Origin of the sequence: Listeria cornellensis FSL F6-0969, from assembly GCF_000525855.1 — a bacterium.
Classification (GTDB): domain Bacteria; phylum Bacillota; class Bacilli; order Lactobacillales; family Listeriaceae; genus Listeria_A; species Listeria_A cornellensis.
On sequence record NZ_AODE01000029.1, the window covers coordinates 1 to 18,016 of the forward strand.

General features: G+C 43.4%; 10 protein-coding genes and 4 pseudogenes. 6 read left to right on the forward strand and 8 right to left on the reverse strand.

Annotated elements, in window-relative coordinates; translation table 11 throughout:
- Window positions 1–309 precede the first annotated feature (309 nt).
- Window positions 310–984 (reverse strand): DUF1129 family protein, encoded by a 675-nt coding sequence (locus tag PCORN_RS12205; RefSeq protein WP_036080991.1) that lies wholly within the window; start codon window positions 982–984, stop codon window positions 310–312.
- A gap of 176 nt (window positions 985–1,160) precedes the next feature.
- Between PCORN_RS12205 and rarD the strand changes: the two are divergent.
- Together rarD and PCORN_RS12215 are read left to right on the forward strand one after the other, a co-directional pair.
- Window positions 1,161–2,025 (forward strand): annotated as a pseudogene (rarD, locus tag PCORN_RS18600) (EamA family transporter RarD); the annotation flags it as partial.
- A 164-nt stretch (window positions 2,026–2,189) separates the two neighbouring features.
- The gene (locus PCORN_RS12215; protein WP_036080993.1) at window positions 2,190–2,822 is read left to right on the forward strand and encodes an NAD(P)-dependent oxidoreductase; all 633 of its coding nucleotides are present in this window, start codon (window positions 2,190–2,192) and stop codon (window positions 2,820–2,822) included.
- Window positions 2,823–2,892: 70 nt separating this feature from the next.
- Here PCORN_RS12215 and PCORN_RS12220 read toward each other — a convergent pair whose 3' ends face one another.
- The 7 genes and pseudogenes from PCORN_RS12220 to PCORN_RS12250 all read right to left on the reverse strand — a co-directional run bounded on the left by PCORN_RS12220 (window position 2,893) and on the right by PCORN_RS12250 (window position 12,864).
- The gene (locus tag PCORN_RS12220) at window positions 2,893–3,534 is read right to left on the reverse strand and encodes a DUF5105 domain-containing protein (RefSeq protein ID WP_036080996.1); all 642 of its coding nucleotides are present in this window, start codon (window positions 3,532–3,534) and stop codon (window positions 2,893–2,895) included.
- 212 nt (window positions 3,535–3,746) lie between these two features.
- A complete protein-coding gene (locus PCORN_RS12225; RefSeq protein ID WP_051999439.1) occupies window positions 3,747–4,313 on the reverse strand; it encodes a DUF5105 domain-containing protein in 567 nt (188 codons plus the stop codon).
- 156 nt (window positions 4,314–4,469) lie between these two features.
- Window positions 4,470–5,246: pseudogene (locus tag PCORN_RS21115) on the reverse strand (DUF1295 domain-containing protein).
- A 1-nt stretch (window position 5,247) separates the two neighbouring features.
- Complete coding sequence (locus PCORN_RS12235; RefSeq protein ID WP_036080999.1) at window positions 5,248–7,029, reverse strand: DAK2 domain-containing protein; 1,782 nt, start codon at window positions 7,027–7,029, stop codon at window positions 5,248–5,250.
- A 17-nt stretch (window positions 7,030–7,046) separates the two neighbouring features.
- Window positions 7,047–7,454 carry a DUF2177 family protein gene (locus PCORN_RS12240; protein WP_036081002.1) on the reverse strand — a complete coding sequence of 136 codons (408 nt, stop codon included), beginning with the start codon at window positions 7,452–7,454 and terminating at the stop codon, window positions 7,047–7,049.
- 144 nt (window positions 7,455–7,598) lie between these two features.
- Window positions 7,599–12,027, reverse strand: a pseudogene (locus tag PCORN_RS12245) (acyl-CoA dehydratase activase-related protein).
- Window positions 12,028–12,228: 201 nt separating this feature from the next.
- Window positions 12,229–12,864: an FMN-dependent NADH-azoreductase gene (locus PCORN_RS12250; RefSeq protein WP_036081004.1), complete on the reverse strand. Its 636-nt coding sequence runs from the start codon at window positions 12,862–12,864 to the stop codon at window positions 12,229–12,231.
- Between the two features lie 202 nt (window positions 12,865–13,066).
- On the opposite strand from PCORN_RS12250, the pseudogene PCORN_RS12255 reads away from it, so the two are divergent.
- The 4 genes and pseudogenes from PCORN_RS12255 (at window position 13,067) to PCORN_RS12270 (ending at window position 18,004) form a co-directional block, all read left to right on the forward strand.
- Window positions 13,067–15,881: pseudogene (locus PCORN_RS12255) on the forward strand (sigma-54-dependent transcriptional regulator).
- A 300-nt stretch (window positions 15,882–16,181) separates the two neighbouring features.
- Window positions 16,182–16,604, forward strand: coding sequence for a mannose/fructose/sorbose PTS transporter subunit IIA (locus tag PCORN_RS12260; RefSeq protein ID WP_036081007.1), 423 nt, complete (start codon window positions 16,182–16,184; stop codon window positions 16,602–16,604).
- Entirely contained in the window at window positions 16,604–17,092 is a 489-nt protein-coding gene (locus tag PCORN_RS12265) for a mannose/fructose/sorbose PTS transporter subunit IIB (RefSeq protein WP_036081010.1), read from the forward strand. Before PCORN_RS12260 ends, PCORN_RS12265 begins: the two co-directional genes overlap by 1 nt.
- Before the next feature lie 93 nt (window positions 17,093–17,185).
- Window positions 17,186–18,004: a PTS mannose/fructose/sorbose transporter subunit IIC gene (locus tag PCORN_RS12270; RefSeq protein WP_036081013.1), complete on the forward strand. Its 819-nt coding sequence runs from the start codon at window positions 17,186–17,188 to the stop codon at window positions 18,002–18,004.
- The last annotated feature ends 12 nt before the right edge of the window (window positions 18,005–18,016 follow it).

Below are 18,016 nucleotides of genomic sequence, written 5' to 3' on the forward strand. Positions count from 1 at the left end.
TATTGGACTTCGGCTTCTTTTGCAACCTTATCCTTGCATGGCGCCTTCTATGTGATTTCTGTTCGTCGGACCAGAGATTTGCCTTGAGCTTCCTTCAGATTCCACGTCGCCATGGACACCCTTGCTGTTGGCTAGGTGCTTACCACTACTCGGTCGCACTCGGGACTTTCACCCGTTAGAGTTTGCCCATGCTGGGCAAACAAAAAATGGCTCCTGTACAATACAGAAACCATCTTCTAGCAAGTGCTTAATTCTTTTTTTACAAGTGTCCTTGACATGGGTACCACTTTGATTATGAGTATCCTAACTTCACCTTTTATTTTTCTGGATTTTTTTCCATGCGAGTGCCGCTGTCATAAATCCTCCAACGCCTAGTATCAATTCAAGCAAAGCTCCGCCGCTCATTACGGGGCCTAGGTCTGGCAAAATCATCAACAAGAATACAAGTACAAAAACATACATAACGACAATACCACTGCCTATTAAAAAGTAGGCAGCCATTGATTTCGATTCTGTGACCGAATAATGCTTCCACAATATGTACCCGCCTATTAAAATACACACGATACAAATAAAAACCATCAAAACGGTCAACACAAATGTCCCTGCATAAATAACACTATCTTTAGTGACCAGGCCGATAATCCCCATAGCGACTAAAAAGAGACTCATGGCCAAAATTCCTATCAAAACAAACAACGGAATCTGACTCGTATAATCCGTCTTTGTATTTGGTGATTGCTCCGCCTTTTGTTTCGTCAATTGCCTACCGTAAGCTGTTGCATCCATCCCCAGAACCTGAGCGGGATTTGCTTTTTCTGATGCTACGAGTTGACCCATCGCCTGTAACACAAATGCATCTTTCTCTTGCTCTGACACATTTTTCTCCCCAGCAATTACCCATTCCACCGTCTTCATATACGCTTGTTTATCAGGCGTTAATTGTTCTCTTTTCTCATCAATCAATTGCTTTTTCGTCAGCATAATCCACACACCTCCTCCCATTTGTCCTCCCACTATCATATGCGAAAAAAAAATATTTCGGCAACTTATACTTGATTTCCGTCTTTTCATCCCCAAATATGTGTTACAATGGTTCTATTATTTTTTAATAGAAAAGGTGAGGGCATGCATTCAGAAAAAAGAAAAAAACGTTAGGTATATTAGCTGCTATTGGGGCTTATACTATCTGGGGAGTATTACCGCTATATTGGAAAATGGCTGGGGCAGTTCCAGCTAGCGAAATTCTGGCTTACCGAATTATTTGGTCCTTTGTATTCATGGTTGCCATTATCGCAATTCTTGGCAAAACAAAAGAAGTATGGACTGAAATCATCTCCATCTTGAAACGTCCCAAATTAATTGTAGCGATTTCGGTGGCTTCCGTTTTAATTACGGCGAATTGGTTTATATTTATCTTCACCGTCAATGATGGACATGTCATCAGCGCAAGTCTCGGCTATTATATTAATCCATTGGTCAACGTGCTACTTGCTACCGTCTTCTTAAAAGAGAAACTTAGCCGTGGCGAGATGTTAGCCGTACTATCTGCGGCTATCGGTGTTCTTATTTTAGCCATTCATCAAGGTATATTCCCTTGGGCTGCTATTTCAATGGCTGTCACATTCGGCCTTTATGGACTCATTAAAAAAATTAGTACCCATCAGCGCGTGGGGTGGGCTAACGATTGAAACACTAATTATGACACCATTTGCGCTCATCTTTTTAGTATTTTTCGCGCAAGATGCTTTCATGCGATTCGGTTTCGATACAAATCTCGTTCTTTTTGGAGCTGGCGTCGTTACGGCAATTCCTCTACTCCTTTTTGCAACAAGTGCAAGGCGGATATCTTACGTGATGCTTGGCTTCATTCAATACGTTGGGCCGACGCTCATGCTCATACTCGGCGTCTTTGTTTTCCACGAAGCCTTCGACAGCACACAACTCATCGCGTTCCTTTTCATCTGGGCCGCCTTGCTAATTTTCACAATTTCCCACCTAGTTATCGCATCAAAACTAAAAAAAAGCAACGGTATCATAATAGCTAAGAGGCAAGGTCTATCAACGACTTCTTGCCTCTTTTTATTAACAAAAACTTTATCCTTTACATTTTATAGGATTAGCGATATACTAAAATCAACAGTTGTAACAATTATAGTTACAACGTAATTATAAGGAGGTTATTTATTATGAAAATTGGAATTATCGGAGCAACAGGTCGTACAGGTTCACGTGTATTAACCGAGGCAAAAAATCGAGGTCATGAAGTAACAGCCATCGTCCGTAATGCTAGCAAACTAGCGGATAATGATATCGCAGTTATGGAAAAGGATATTTTCAGTCTCACCAAGGAAGATGTCGCTGGATTTGATGTTTTGGTGGATGCTTTTAGCGCGCCAATTGAAGCATCGGATAATCATTGGAAATCGGTGGATCATCTGATTACAGAATTAAATGGAACGATCGCGCCTCGTCTCATCGTTGTCGGTGGTGCAGCAAGCTCGTTGGTAGATGATAAAGGGACTCGCGTTCTAGATACACCATCTTTCAAAGAAGCTCCCTACTACGCGACAGGAGCTGCACAAGCGATTCAATTAGATCACTTGAAATCAGACGCAACGTTTGACTGGACATATGTTAGCCCCGCAGGATTGTTCGAGCCAGGAGAGCGCACAGGTACTTATACAATAGGAACAGACGAACTCATTGTTGATGCAAAAGGAAACAGCTACATCAGTATGGAAGACTATGCGATTGCACTTATGGACGAAGCAGAAAATGCAAACCATATACGCGCCCGTTTCACAGTTGGACAGCGATAAACAAAAAAGGAAGTACGACTAACCCTCAAAATAAAGAGTTGGTCGTGCTTCCTTTTCTTGTATCAGTGTTTTACGACTGAACAGTACCAGTGAAGAAGGCTAAATAAAGATTTTGTGCAAACTTGTCTGCATCTTTAATTTTCCACTGATCTTTGTTAGATTCTAGATTCATTTTCACTTTAACGGCTTTCTCAGAAACTTTTGCTTTTGCGATTGTTTCTTGATAAACGTCAAGCATTGCAGTAGCCGCTTTTTTCGCATCGGTTTGAATCGACGGATCGGCTTTTACTTTGGCTTGTAAAGCAGTTGTCATTTCTGCTTGTACGCCTGTCATATCAAGGCCGTTAACAGAAATCTCAACAGTTGGTTTGTCTTTATCATCATTTGTTACTTTTGTAGTATATTTTGTTACTTCTTTTACGCGTTTAGCAAACGTATCGTATAATTTATCAACCTCATCATCGATACTACCATCTGTAATGTTTAGGCTACTTGTAAACCCTTTTTTGAAGCCTGTTTTGATTTCTTTTTCTAGGTCCTTCGCATCTTCACCAAATACGTCCTCGAACTTATCTGTGTCTTTATTGAAGATGATTGTGTTGACAGCAATATCTGCCGCTTCTTTCGGTTCTACAGCACTACTTCCACATGCAGCTAGGGTAATCGCAGCTGTTAAAACAACGACAAGCATTAAAGCTAACTTTTTCTTCATGTGATACACTCCTTTTTCCCAACCTTATTTTCATACACTACCTATTTTAAAGGAATCCCAACAGATTACAAGTATTTAGACGGGAAAATATCAAATAACAGTTTAATTTTATACACTTTCTCAACATGATCACTTCAAAATTATTTTATTGCGCTGTTCCTGTTCCAGTAAAGAAGGCTCGGTACAAATTGTTTGCAAATGTTTCGTCATCTTTAATCTTCCAATGTTCTTTGTTCGCCTCTAGATTCAGCTTTACTTGGACTGCTTTTTTGGGAAGGCTTTACTTCTGCTTTTGGAATCGTTGCTTTATAACCTGCAATGACCGCTTTTGCATTTTTCTTTGCATCTTTTTCGATAGATGGGTCTGCTTTCACTTTTGCTTTAAAAGCGGCCGATCTTTCTGCTCGTAAACTAGCCATATCAAGACCGTTTACCGAAATTTCAACAGTTGGTTTTTTCTTATCATCATTTGTTACCTTTGATGTATATTTTGTTACTTCTTTTGCGCGTTTTACATAGGCATCATACAATTCGCCTATGTCATCATTCATACTGCCATCCGTTATTTTTATATTCGCTGCAAACCTTTTTGTGAAACTTTCTTTATAGCTTTTTTGTAAAGCTGTAGCACTTTTACCAAATGTATCTTTGTACTTCTCGACATCTTTATTGAAGATAATCGTATTCACAGCGATATCTGCTGCTTCTTTTGGTTCTACAGTATTGCTACTTCCACATGCACTTAGGGTAATCACAGCTGTCAAAACGACTACGGACATTAAAATAAGCTTTTTTTTTCATGTACTACACTCCTCATTGTCAACCTTTTTATCACACTCATCTTATTCTAAAGGAATCCAGTCCGATTACAAGTGCTTGGACAATACCGTCACAAAGTATACATAAAATGGCTATAATTGCATACCCCTTTACTTTTAGTTTGCCTTCTTTGGAATGCTTGGAATAAATTTGGACGTTCGTTTGGCATAGGCCTGAAAATCGGGGCGGTCCTTGTACTTCTTCTCGAGTAATGGCACGCCAGATACGAATAAAAGTAGCAACGTAATAATAACGGGACCAATAATGCCCCAAAGACTTGCTACCCCAGTGATACTTACTAGAAAAATGCCCCACCAACTAAGCGCCTCGCCAAAATAATTTGGATGACGCGTATATTTCCAAAGTCCCGTCATGATGAGTTTGCCTTTGTTTTCTGGATTTTTTTTTGAAACGGCGCAGTTGTTCGTCTCCAGCCACTTCGAAAAAGAAGCCAATAATCCAAACGGCAATTCCCGCATAATTCCACCATACGAGCGCGTCTGCCGAGGTTGTATTCACAAGCAAAATTGGCAAACTAATAATATAAAGCAACACGCCTTGTAAAATAAAAACATTCAAATACGCTTTCAATTTAGCGAAATGAGTCCCCCATCGTTTACGCATATTCACATAGCGATAGTCCTCTGGCTTCCCGATATTCCGATTCGCTAAGTGTAGAAACAAGCGCATGCCCCAAATAAAAACGAAGATGGTTACAATCAAGCCTTGCGTCGTCATCTCGCCACCGAAAAAAAAACGTATAGAGCGCGACGATAACAAATCCCGGTCCCCACGCTAAATCTACAATCGAGTTATTTTTTTAATTTTTGCGCCCATAAGAACAGAATTGTAAAGTAAATCCATAATAATAAGCCTGCTATCCAATATATCATCTTATATTTCCTCCCCTTCATCTAACTGCATCCGAATCGCAATCGCCACACAGCCTACCCCAGCACTCATCGCAATAATGGACGAAATCTCCATCACATAGGCAGGCGACTTCCCAACAATCTGCGTAAACAATGCTTCATATTCCGCCGCTCGTTCCGGCGTGTGTGCATGGACAATCGCATATTCCGCGATTTGACCTTGTGCAAGCATCTTCTTCACGCGTGCTGCAATTTTCTTCGTGCTTCCCAGCAAACTAAAAGCAATATCGCTCACCGTTCCAGCACCCGTATCAGACAATGAAACGACTGGCTTCAAGCCTAGCGTATTCCCAATCGCGCCACCCTTTTCACCGAGACGCCCCGACCGAATCATTGCATCCAAGTTAGGCACGCTGACAAATATCTTCGTTTGCGAAATGCTCTGCATCACGAACGACTGCACTTCCGCAAACGTTTTCCCGAGCGCAATTTCTTCCGCAGCCGCCTTCACGAGCAATCCTTGCGCACCCGAATTTTGCCGCGTGTCCAACACCACAATATCACTCGATACACTCGCAGCCGCTTTTTTCACCGTTTCATGCGTACCGCTAAGTTTCCCAGATACCGTCAAAACAAGCACGTGCTCATAATGATTCGCCAAAAATGACAACTGATTCGCGACCGCTTTCACACTTGGCTGAGATGAAGTCGGATACGCATCACTGTCCTCTAGACGCTCAAACAGCGTGCCCGTATCCATCGTGATTTTATCCAAATAATCATTCCCGGCAAGCGCGATGTGTAGCGGGATAACTTGAATCTGATATTCCTCCATCACGCTCTGCGGCAAATCCGCCACCGAATCCGTCACCAATGCAATCCGATATTTCCGATGATGAATCACGTCAAATTGATTCTGCATATCATCCACTTTCTGCTGCATCATCACGCCATAATCAGCCAAATAAGCACAAACCTCGCGCGGCTCATCCGTATGAATATGTACCCGAATTTTCGTATCCGTTCCCGCGACAATCAGAGAATCGCCAAATGACGCCAATCCCGACTGAATCTCGTCCGCGTCGAACCCTTCCCCCTGTAGCAAAACCTCCGTACAATAACGAAACACAGGCGCTTGATCCAAAACTTCCTCCTTTACCAATCGCGACAAGCTCACCGTCTCCGCCACATATGCCTCGTCATTAATTACCGATGTAAACCCTTCAACAAACGTGAAAAAACCCTTCGCACCAGCGTCCACAACCCCATTATCCCGCAAAACGCGCAACATATTCGGCGTGCTTTCCAAAGCCGCTTTAGCCTGTTTCAACGCATTTACCAACACCTCTTGAAAAGTAGCACCATGATCCTTCGCCTGCGCAATCGCCTCCGACCACGCCCGAATCACCGTAATCATCGTACCTTCCACCGGATTTCCCATCGCGTTATACGCATAATCAGCACCGCCCGCGACACTACGCGCAAAACAGCCCAACGAAACACGTTTATCATCCGATAAATGAAAATGCATACCATTCACATATTGCGCAAAAATAATCCCTGAGTTCCCGCGAGCACCAAATAAAGCCGCCTCTGAAATCGTATATAGCGTCTCTTTTGCCGATTCAGCGATTTTCGACTCTTCCACAATCGATAACATTGTCGACGCGAGATTACTTCCAGTATCACCGTCTGCCACAGGAAAAACATTGATTGCATTCAACCCATCCTTTGCATCAATAACCGCCCTGGCACCACCTAAAAAGGCATGATACAACTTTTTACTATCTAAAAAATCCGTCATTGTTCCCGTCCCCACCTTCATGAAATCTGCCATACTTTTGCTAGCCAGAATACAATACCCGACGTTGCTGCCGTAATAAACGCGCCCCAGCATAAATCAATCACCGTGACAAGCATCGGCCAATCTTTTAGCGTCGCCAAGTTCGTTAAATCGTATGTCGCATAACAAAGCAATCCTAAAAACGCTCCTGCAAAAATCGCAAACTGGAGGCTGTCTTTTGCAAGCGCTGGCTCAATAACAAAAAAGACCATCCCACCAACAAACAAAAGATAAAACAAAAGCGCCGCGCCAAATCGCATATTCGTTGCCATCAAATCGCCCAAATAATGCTTATATAAATTCTTGGCAATAAGCCCTAGCCACACAGCATCAATCACTAAAAAGACAACAAAGGCGATTCCAGCAAGCTTCGCGAAATATATCATCGTGAATCCCCCCTTCCTGTTTTCATTTACCCGTTCTACGTTCAAATTATAGCAATGAAGTAGTAAGTTTAGCTATTTTCCTGTTTGTGAACTTTTTTACATTAAAAACAGGCTTCCTGATAATCAAGAAACCTGTCTCTATGCTTATGATTCTGTTTGTACTTTTTCAGATTCAGCTGAAGCCGTTACTTTATCCACGATGTGCCCAACAGGGGCCGCTTCACGTGCCCGTTTTACCGTACTGCCTAGTTTTTCAATCGGCGCAGAATCCCGAACACGTTTCGCTGTATCAACAATTTTTTCTTTCGGATGGAAGCCTTCTTTTTTTACGACAACTTTCGACTCAGGCTCGGTTGCTGTTTCGAGTTGCTTCTTCGCGATGGAAAGCATCAATTTTATCCGATTTAGCTGGTTGACCGAACTTGAACCCGCATCGTAATCGATGGACATGATATTCGCCGCCGGGTACATTTTTTTTCAAACCTTTGATCATGCCACGGCCTGTGATATGGTTCGGCAAACACGCAAATGGTTGCAGACAAGCGATATTCGGCACGTCACTATCCAGCAACTCGATCATTTCACCCGTCAAGAACCAGCCTTCACCCATCTTGTTTCCGAGCGACAACAACCGACTGGCCTTTTCAGCGATGACTTCAATATTTTCAGGTGCCTTAAAACGCCTACTCAACCGCAAAGCATCCGACATCGGCTTCCGATATTTATTGATTATTGGAATCGCCAAACTATGCTTCGCGAACGATTTCACCTTCGACATCCCGAACGTATTCGCCGCAAAATGGCTGTCGTAGCAACAATACAGCAAGAAATCGACAAAATCAGGCACGACCGCTTCCCCGCCTTCTTCCTCAATCAGGCCAACGATATCATTATTCGCGCCAGGATGAAATTTCACTAAAATCTCACCGACAACACCAACTTTTGGCCTAACCTCCTCTTTCAACGGCAAACTATCAAAAGCCATCACCATCTCCTTGCAAAATTCCGCATACGCCGCCTGGCTATAATTCGCCAACATCTCCTTGCCCTTTTCGATAAAATGGCGATGCAGTTTATTCGCGCTACCCGGAATCATCTCATAAGGACGCGTCTTATACAGCATCCGATCCAGACCGTCACCAAGGCACAGCCCCACCAAGAAACGCACGCCGACCTTTGGTGTAATTTTGAATCCCGGCTGTTTTTCTAAGCCATTGGCGTTCAGCGAAATCACCGGAATATGATCCAAATCCGCCTGTCCTAACGCTTTTTTCAGCATTGAAATATAGTTTGTCGCGCGGCAACCACCACCCGTTTGCGTCATCAAAACCGCCAAATTGTCCAAATCATAATTCCCATGCTTAAGCGCATCCATCATTTGTCCAATCGTCAAAATCGCAGGGAAACACGCGTCATTATTCACATAACGCAATCCTTCATCCACTGCGCGCGGCGTCACGGCAGGCAACACTTCCAACTTATAGCCAACCTCATTCCCCGCAGCTTCCACTAATTCAAAATGCGTCGGAGCCAGTTGCGGCGCCAAAATCGTATACGTTTTTCGCATCTCCTTCGTAAACATCACCCGTGGTTTTGGCGCCGGCATCTCTTTCGGCAACACATGGTTTCGCGCCCGTTCATCCATCGCAGCTTTTAACGAACGAATCCGAATTCGCGCCGCGCCAAGATTGTTAATCTCATCAATTTTTAGCAACGTATACACCTTATTATGCCCCTCGATAATTTCCTGCACCATATCCGTCGTAATCGCATCTAATCCGCAACCAAAAGAAGTCAGCTGCACAACTTCCAAGTTCTCCTGCTCCGCGACAAAGCTCGCCGCCCGATAAAGCCGTGCATGATATTTCCACTGGTTCTCGACACGGAGCGGATGCTTCATTTCACCAAGATGTGACACCGAATCCTCCGTCAAAACCGCCATTCCATTCATCGTAATCAACTCTGGCAGCCCATGATTTACCTCGGGATCAATATGATACGGATGCCCACAAAGCACAATTCCACGAATCTTGTTTTTCTCAATATACGCGAGCGCCTCTTCCCCTTTTTGGCGAATATCATCCCGGAAATTCCGCGCCTCTAAAAGTCCAGCCTTCACCGCCCGCTCCATCTCTTTTAGCGGTATATCCGGAAATGCCTCGTGCATCCCTTTTATTAACGCCGCCTCATTATCCAACGTCAAAAATGGGGCAATCAGTGGTACATTCTGTTCTTCCAGCGCATCCATATTGACGCGAATCACCTCTGGATATCCCGCAACAACAGGACAATTAAAGTTATTCGTCGCCTCACCAAATTCCTTATTTTCATACACGACCGCTGGATAAAAAATCCGATCCACTTTCTTCTTAATCAAATCCATTACATGCCCGTGTGTCAATTTTGCCGGATAGCAAACCGCTTCGGACGCAATCGTTTCAATCCCTTTTTCATATAAATTCTTTGAGGATTTCATCGACAACTTCACCTGAAAACCAAGCTCTGTAAAAATCGTATGCCACATCGGATAGTTCTCAAAAACGTTCAATGCCCGCGGAATCCCAATCGTCCCACGCGTCGCTTCGTCTTTTTTCAACGACTTATAATCAAACACACGCTTGTATTTATACGCATACACATTCGGTAATAAATTCTTCGTAGACTCCACCCGTTCGCCACGCTCACAACGATTCCCGCTGACAAACTTGCGGTCATCACCAAATCTTGTAATCGTTAACTGGCATGAATTACTGCATAAATTACATCTTGATTGGGACGTTTCCGCCTGAAATTCGCGCAATTTTTCAAGGACGAGGAGTTGCGTCACTTCCCCGGTTTCGTAGTTCTCCTTCGCAATCAATGCCACGCCGTAAGCGCCCATCATTCCCGCTATATCTGGCCGAACAACTTCACGCTCCGTCAACAGCTCAAACGCCCGCAGAACTGCTTCATTGTAGAATGTTCCACCCTGCACGATGACCTTGTCCCCAATATCTTTTGGGTTCCGCAGTTTAATCACCTTTTGCAACGCATTTTTGACGACTGAATAAGCCAATCCCGCTGACAAATCCTCCATCTGAACGCCTTCTTTTTGCACCTGTTTTACTTTAGAATTCATAAATACCGTACAACGCGAGCCCAGATCCACTGGTTCCCGCGCCTGCAACGCCTTATCCGCAAAATCCTGAATCGATACACCGAGCGTCTGCGCAAATGTCTCCAAAAACGAGCCACAGCCCGCCGAACACGCCTCATTTAACATCAAACTATCCAACGCCTGATTCTTCATTTTCATGCATTTCATATCCTGCCCGCCGATATCTAAAATAAAATCAACATCCGGCAGAAACTCGCGCGCCGCCCGATAATGCGCCACCGTCTCAATTTCGCCAACATCAATTTTAAGCGCAGCCTTAATCAGCGACTCACCATATCCCGTAATCCCCGACTGGCGAATCTTCACCTTCTCTGGCAAAATTTCATACAAATCGCTCGTCGCATCAATCACTGACTGTAGCGGGTTCCCCTTATTGCTATCATAAAACGAATACAAAATCTCATGATCCGCGCCCATCAACACCAATTTCGTCGTAGTTGAACCCGCATCAATGCCCAAATAAACATCGCCTTCATAGCTCGCCAAATCCCCGCGCGGCGCCTTCATCTGATTATGTCGCTCCCGAAAAGCAACCAAATCCTCGGCACGCGTAAACAAAGCTGGCAAAATCGTCGTATCCGTCGCCATACTCGAAAAATCCAAATCTCGCAACCGCGCAATCATATCTGCAATCTCAACAGCCTCATCATTCCACCCATTGTAAGCTGTCCCAAGCGCAATAAAATACTCCGCATTCGCCGGCGCAATAATGTCCGTATCCCGCATTTTCAACGTCTCCGTAAAGCGATAACGCAACTGATCCAAAAACGTCAGCGGGCCGCCCAAAAACGCAACTTTTCCACGAATCGGCCGTCCACACGCCAGCCCACTAATCGTCTGCGTCACCACACTCTGAAAAATCGACGCCGCAATATCCTCTTTTCGCGCGCCCTCATTCAGCAAAGGTTGCACATCCGTTTTCGCAAAAACACCACAACGCGAAGCAATCGGATAAATCGTCTCCGCCCCTTTTGCCAGTTCATTCAAGCCATTCGGATCCGTCTGAAGTAGCGTCGCAATCTGGTCAATAAACGCCCCGGTTCCCCCAGCACATGCATTATTCATTCGTTGCTCAATCCCGCCAGAGAAATAAACAATTTTCGCATCCTCGCCGCCAAGCTCGATCACCACATCCGTCTCTGGAATCACCTGCTCCACAGCCTCCGTACACGCAATAACCTCCTGAATAAACGCCACCTTCAAAAATTTCGCAATCGCAAGGCCCGAAGACCCCGTAATCTTAAACGTCATCTCCGTCTCGCCACACGCCTTCTCTAAATCTTGCATGATTTGCAATGTTACCGCTTTAATATCCGAGAAATGGCGCCGATACGTCTGAAAAATAATGGCGCCTGTCGCATCCAGCGCCACCGCTTTTGCCGTCGTCGAGCCTACATCTAAGCCAACATGAATCATTTCCCTATCATTCCTTTCCCAAACTAACATTTTAATTGCTCACTTAATCACAAAATTACCGATAATGAGTGATTACTCACTTTTAAAACAAACGGAATATTGTTACACGATACACAAGGTTAATTTTACACTTTTAGAATAGAAAGTAAAGTAAAAACTAGGAACTCGCTCGAAAGCAAATCCCTAGTCCTTTATTTCCTATTAAAATAAACTAATACGACGAACGCTTTCCTCAATTGCAGCATTTAAAATCTCATCTTTACGCGTTGGATCATAATCGACACCTTCCACGAAGACGCTCGGTAATGTCTCCACACCGATAAAGTTCAAAATCGTGTTAATGTAAGGCTCACCATGTGTTTCAAGATCTGATTCACCAGTAGAATAAACCCCACCACTACCGTGAATTTGTAATGCTTTCTTGTCTTTCAACAAAGCTTCTGGGCCATTTGCTGTATAACGGAATGTTTTCCCAGCAACAACCACTGTGTCAAAATAAGCTTTCAACATTGGAGGAATACCAAGATTCCAAAGTGGCGATACAATCACATAGCGATCCGCATCCATAAATTGTTGTGTCAACGCATCAAATTTCTTCAACTGCTCTTGCATCGCAGCATCTAAATCAGTAAAAGCCTTGCCCTCGCGTAGCTCATTGCCGGCCGCCAAGAATGCACCATCAATCAACGGAATTTCTTGCTCGTAAACATCTACACGCTCAATCACATCCCCCGGATTTTCTTGTTTATACTTCTCTAAAAAGGCGCTTGCTACCACCATACTGCGGGACACATCATCCGGAAGTGGTGATGCTTTAATAAATAATAATTTTGTCAAAGGAATTCAACCCCATTTTCTGTTTAGTTATTTCTTCATCATTTTATACTAGTTCCTGATCCCTCGTCAATATACATTACTCGCAAAACCTGTAAGCGCTTGACAAATCAGCAAAGCATGCTAAACTAAATACAGAAATTCACTAGTGTATCATGGTTATTAATACACTATGTTTCCAATAGAGGAAGTGGAGGGGTACGTCATGAAGCGTATAGAACGTATTTATCAGTATATAAAGCAACACGACTATGACAATATAAAGAAACAATTGGAACAAAATGAAGGCATTACTGCAACAGAAGTATCAGATGCCCTCGATATTTTACGAAATAATGTCAGCATGGAGCTCAATGAACTGCACCGACAAGGAAAAATCATCAAGATTGCTGGCCGACCTGTTCGTTATTTTGACCGCCAGTCGATTGAAGAGAAAATCGAACGATTGCTACCAGATGACGAACTAGAGTTTGAAAATTCCCAAGCACTACTAAAAATACTGCATCATAATATTGTACAACGAAGCCCATTCGACGACTTAATCGGATCAGATGCTAGTTTGCGGACCCAAGTCGAACAAGCCAAAGCCGCCGTTTTATATCCACCAAGTGGCCTGCATACACTAATCGTCGGACAAACCGGTGTCGGAAAAACGCTTTTTGCCAATTTGATGTATCGCTATTCGCAACATGCCGAACGCTTATCGAGTCAGTCGCCGTTTATCATTTTTAACTGTGCGGATTACTATAACAACCCGCAATTGCTGATGTCTCACATTTTCGGACATACAAAAGGCGCTTTTACAGGTGCGGAAATCGAAAAAGAAGGTCTCGTTGAAAAAGCAGATGGTGGGATTCTGTTTCTAGATGAAATTCATCGTCTCCCGCCAGAGGGCCAAGAAATGATTTTCTATTTGATGGATACGGGGACGTTTAATAAGCTTGGCGAGACAGATCGGCGCCGCAAATCGAACGTACTCATCATCGGTGCAACGACGGAAGACCCTGAGTCCTCTTTGTTACGCACTTTTGTTCGACGGATTCCGATTGTGATTTCCTTACCAAGCTTGGAAGAGCGAACAGCCAAAGAACGCGTCGATCTCTTAAAAAACCTACTTTCAAACGAAGCACACCGTATCAGTAAGCCGCTACGTATTGAAGATGAAGCCGCCAAAGCCTTGATTGGCAACACCACTTTTGGTAATATCGGACAATTAAAATCGAATATTCAGCTTGTCTGTGCGCAAGGTTTTTTAAATAGTTTTGACAAAGATGAGGAAATCTTGATTAACTTTAAGACATTGCCAATGAATATCAAAGACGGCTTTTTCCATTTTAGCGGGCGTAGAAAAGAATTACAGGAAATCTCGAAATACCTTGATCCGTATACAGTGATTATGCCTGAACGCGGCAAACAGCTCATCAATTCCGATGAGTATGAACCTGATTTCAATCTGTATAAAATCATTGAAGATAAGGCGTCTATCCTGATGGATCAAGGCGTGGAGGACGAGGATATTAAGAAATTCATCACGATGGACATCGATGTGCACCTCAATAGCTTCTATAATAAATTTAAAAATACCATTCATGACCGCGAAAACATCTTAAAAATCGTGAACGAAGATATTCTGAATTTCACGGAAGACATCCAGGTGAAAATTGAACAACAACTTGGGAAGAAGTTAAACGAGCGTTTCTTACTAGCTTTCAGTCTGCACCTCACCTCTTTTCTAAAACGTGCCCGTAGCAACAAACCACTGAAATACACAAATATCGAAAATGTCGTCAACGATAAGCCGGAGAGCTATGCCATTGCTCGTGAGTTAAAAAAAAGAAATCGAGGCAGAGTTTCAGATTCGAGTCCCCAATATGGAAGTCCTCTATTTGACGCTCCTCATTAGTTCCCTGCTCAAAGAACAAGAAGAGAATCGCGTCGCCGTTCTTGTTGCAACACACGGAAATAGTACGGCAACAAGTATGGTTAACGTAGCCAAGAAGTTGCTCGGCGAAGGGCTCGTCGATAGCATCGATATGCCCCTTGACCTCAGCCCTAAGGTCGTACTCGACAAAATCACCCAACGTGCGCGCGAACTCGATATGGGACGTGGCGTCTTGCTACTTGTTGATATGGGATCACTCACAAGTTTTGGCTCGATGATTTCTGAACGAACAGGTATCTCAGTTCGCACAATCGACATGGTTTCCACCGCGACAGTCATTGAAGCCGTCCGCAAATCCAATATTCTCGACATGGATTTAGATAGTATTTATGATTCTCTGAAAGATTTTCGTGGCTATGGTGGTTACGATTCCGAAGCGACTGCCACGTTGACTGATAAACCACATGCGATTGTCACCATTTGCGCAACTGGCGAAGGCGCTGCGGAAAAGCTGCAATCCTTCATTGAAAACATCCTAGAAACCATCACGACCAACAATATCAAAGTAATTCCAGTCGCCATACACGAAGCCAGTCAAAAAATCGAGCAGTTGCAAGAAGAATATGACATCCTAATGATTGTCGGCATCCATGACCCGAAAGTGCAGATTCCATTCCTCCCAATCGAGCGCCTTTTCGCCAAAGATGGAGAGGAACAAATCATCCAACTCGTCAAACAACGCGATATCTTCATCAAGAAAAGCGAGACAAATTGGATTGCCCGCGAAGTCATTGAGGATAGTCTTAGCGAATTTCTAACCTACCTCAATCCTAAGAAAATCTTGCCTAGCCTTCTCAAATTTGCTAGCATATTAGAAACAAAACTTCACTACACCATGGAAAATACACTCAAAATCAACCTGCTCATCCATGTCGGTTGTGCCATAGAACGCATGGTAATAAAGGATAGCCTCATCTATCATGAATCAAGCGACGAGATCGTATCCACGACTACTTTCCAAGCAGTTCAGGAAGCCAGCCACGACAGTTTCCAACCAATGAAATTATCACTAACAGACGACGAACAATACTATATTTATGATATCCTTACCAAAACACACCAAACAAGCCAAAAATAGCCAACTGCGAAAAAAACTTTTTATTTATAAAGTTTTTTTCGCAGTTTTTTGTTTTTAAGTTATCCTATTAGGGTAATAAACACTGTATGTACGGATTGATATTCTAGTACGCTATAGTATATCATTCAGCATCCCTACCGTATCAATCTACTAGCATACATAATTTTAAAGGATGATTGAAACCGCATTTAGGCGCATGAAGCAACCACAAAATCAACAAATACAAAATATTGGCACGCTCCTTGCAAGTACATGAGGTTAATAACAGAATCCTAACAAAGAGAAAAAGGAGGAATTAATATGCCAGTAGGTATCATTATTGGGACACATGGTGAGTCCGCTCGTGAACTGCTTAAATCGACAGAAATGATTATCGGTAAGCAAGATAACGTGGAATTTATCACCTTTGTTCCAGGGGAAAACACAGATACATTAATTCAAAAGTTCACTGACAAATTGGATGCGATTGATGCTTCTGAGGGTGTTCTTTTCATGGTTGATTTATTTGGCGGTAGCCCCTATAATGCGGCGAGCCAAATTGCTTTACCGAAAGAAAAAATGGATGTCGTGACAGGAATCAACATTCCGATGTTGCTTGAAACCTTGTCCATGCGCACAGTAAGTGGTTTTGAAGATTTACTGAACACTGCCCTTACAGCGGGGCGCGAAGGTGTTAAATCACTCAAACAATCACTTAAAAATGTCGAGGAGGATGATTTATAATGGAAATCCGTTTAGCGAGAATTGATGACCGTCTTATTCACGGTCAAGTAGCCACCGTTTGGACAAAAGAAACACAGGTAGAACGCATCATCGTGTGTAATGATGAGGTTGCAAAAGATGAAATTCGTAGCACGCTCTTAAAACAAGTGGCACCACCCGGCGTTGTATCCAATGTAGTGGATGTTGAAAAAGGTATTCGTGCTTACAACAATCCTAAATATGAAACAACACCTGTTATGTTGCTTTTCACCAACCCAACAGACGTGTTGCGTTTTGTCGAAGCTGGCGTTCCGATTACAAGCGTGAACATCGGTGGTATGGCGTTTCGTGAAGGTAAAACACAAATCACCAATGCTGTTTCAGTAGACAAAGATGATGTTGCTGCTTTTAGAGCACTCAACGAAAAAGGCATTGAGCTTGAAATCCGTAAAGTTGCTGCGGATAGCAAAGTAATGATGATTCAACTACTGGATAAAGAAGGCATGTAATCTGCGACTCAAAGCATGATTTTTTTCATGGTAAATAGCACGCGTCTTTAGCACCATTTATTTTAAGAAAGCAAAATTGGGAGGGAATTTTATATGGATCCGATACAAATAGTTCTCGTCTTCCTCGTAGCTTGTATCTGTGGTATGGGAAGTATCTTGGATGAGTGGCAAACCCACCGTCCGCTGATTGCTTGTACACTTACAGGTCTTGTACTTGGCGACATGACAACTGGTATTATTATTGGTGGTTCACTGGAAATGATCGCGCTTGGTTGGATGAACATTGGGGCAGCCGTTGCACCAGATACAGCCTTGGCATCATTAATTTCTACTATCTTAGTTATTTCAGGGGGACAAGACATCAGCGTGGGTATCTCACTTGCGATTCCACTAGCTGCTGCTGGTCAAGTTTTAACGATTCTAGTTCGTACCATTACAGTCGGATTTCAACACTCCGCTGATAAAATGGCAGAATCAGGGAATCTGAGGGGAATCGATCTGCTGCACGTCACGGCCTTGCTTCTGCAGGCGATGCGGATTGCTATTCCGGTTTTAATCGTTGCCCTATCGATGGGTACCAGTGTCGTAACAGACATGCTAAATGCTATACCAGATTGGCTTGTTAACGGCCTAAACGTTTCTGGTGGCTTTATCGTTGTTGTCGGGTACGCAATGGTAATTAACATGATGCAAGCGAAATACTTAATGCCTTTCTTCTTCCTAGGATTCGTAGTCGCAGCCTTCACCACGTTCAACTTAGTAGCGCTTGGTGTTCTTGGACTTGTAGCAGCCATTGTCTACATCCAATTGAGCCCTAAATATTATCTAAAAGAAGCACTTGCCCAATACGGAGCTGCAGGTGGCGGTGGGTCTAAACCAGCGAACGATCTGGATGACGACCTAGACGACTAAAAAAGGGAGGTA

What these genes read in the sequence shown, in the direction of transcription:
- PCORN_RS12205 (WP_036080991.1), bottom strand. Translation starts at nt 984, where the DNA reads ATGCTGACGAAAAAGCAATTGATTGATGAGAAAAGAGAACAATTAACG.
- PCORN_RS12215 (WP_036080993.1), top strand. Translation starts at nt 2,190, where the DNA reads ATGAAAATTGGAATTATCGGAGCAACAGGTCGTACAGGTTCACGTGTA.
- PCORN_RS12220 (WP_036080996.1), bottom strand. Translation starts at nt 3,534, where the DNA reads ATGAAGAAAAAGTTAGCTTTAATGCTTGTCGTTGTTTTAACAGCTGCG.
- PCORN_RS12225 (WP_051999439.1), bottom strand. Translation starts at nt 4,313, where the DNA reads ATGTCCGTAGTCGTTTTGACAGCTGTGATTACCCTAAGTGCATGTGGA.
- PCORN_RS12235 (WP_036080999.1), bottom strand. Translation starts at nt 7,029, where the DNA reads ATGACGGATTTTTTAGATAGTAAAAAGTTGTATCATGCCTTTTTAGGT.
- PCORN_RS12240 (WP_036081002.1), bottom strand. Translation starts at nt 7,454, where the DNA reads ATGATATATTTCGCGAAGCTTGCTGGAATCGCCTTTGTTGTCTTTTTA.
- PCORN_RS12260 (WP_036081007.1), top strand. Translation starts at nt 16,182, where the DNA reads ATGCCAGTAGGTATCATTATTGGGACACATGGTGAGTCCGCTCGTGAA.
- PCORN_RS12265 (WP_036081010.1), top strand. Translation starts at nt 16,604, where the DNA reads ATGGAAATCCGTTTAGCGAGAATTGATGACCGTCTTATTCACGGTCAA.
- PCORN_RS12270 (WP_036081013.1), top strand. Translation starts at nt 17,186, where the DNA reads ATGGATCCGATACAAATAGTTCTCGTCTTCCTCGTAGCTTGTATCTGT.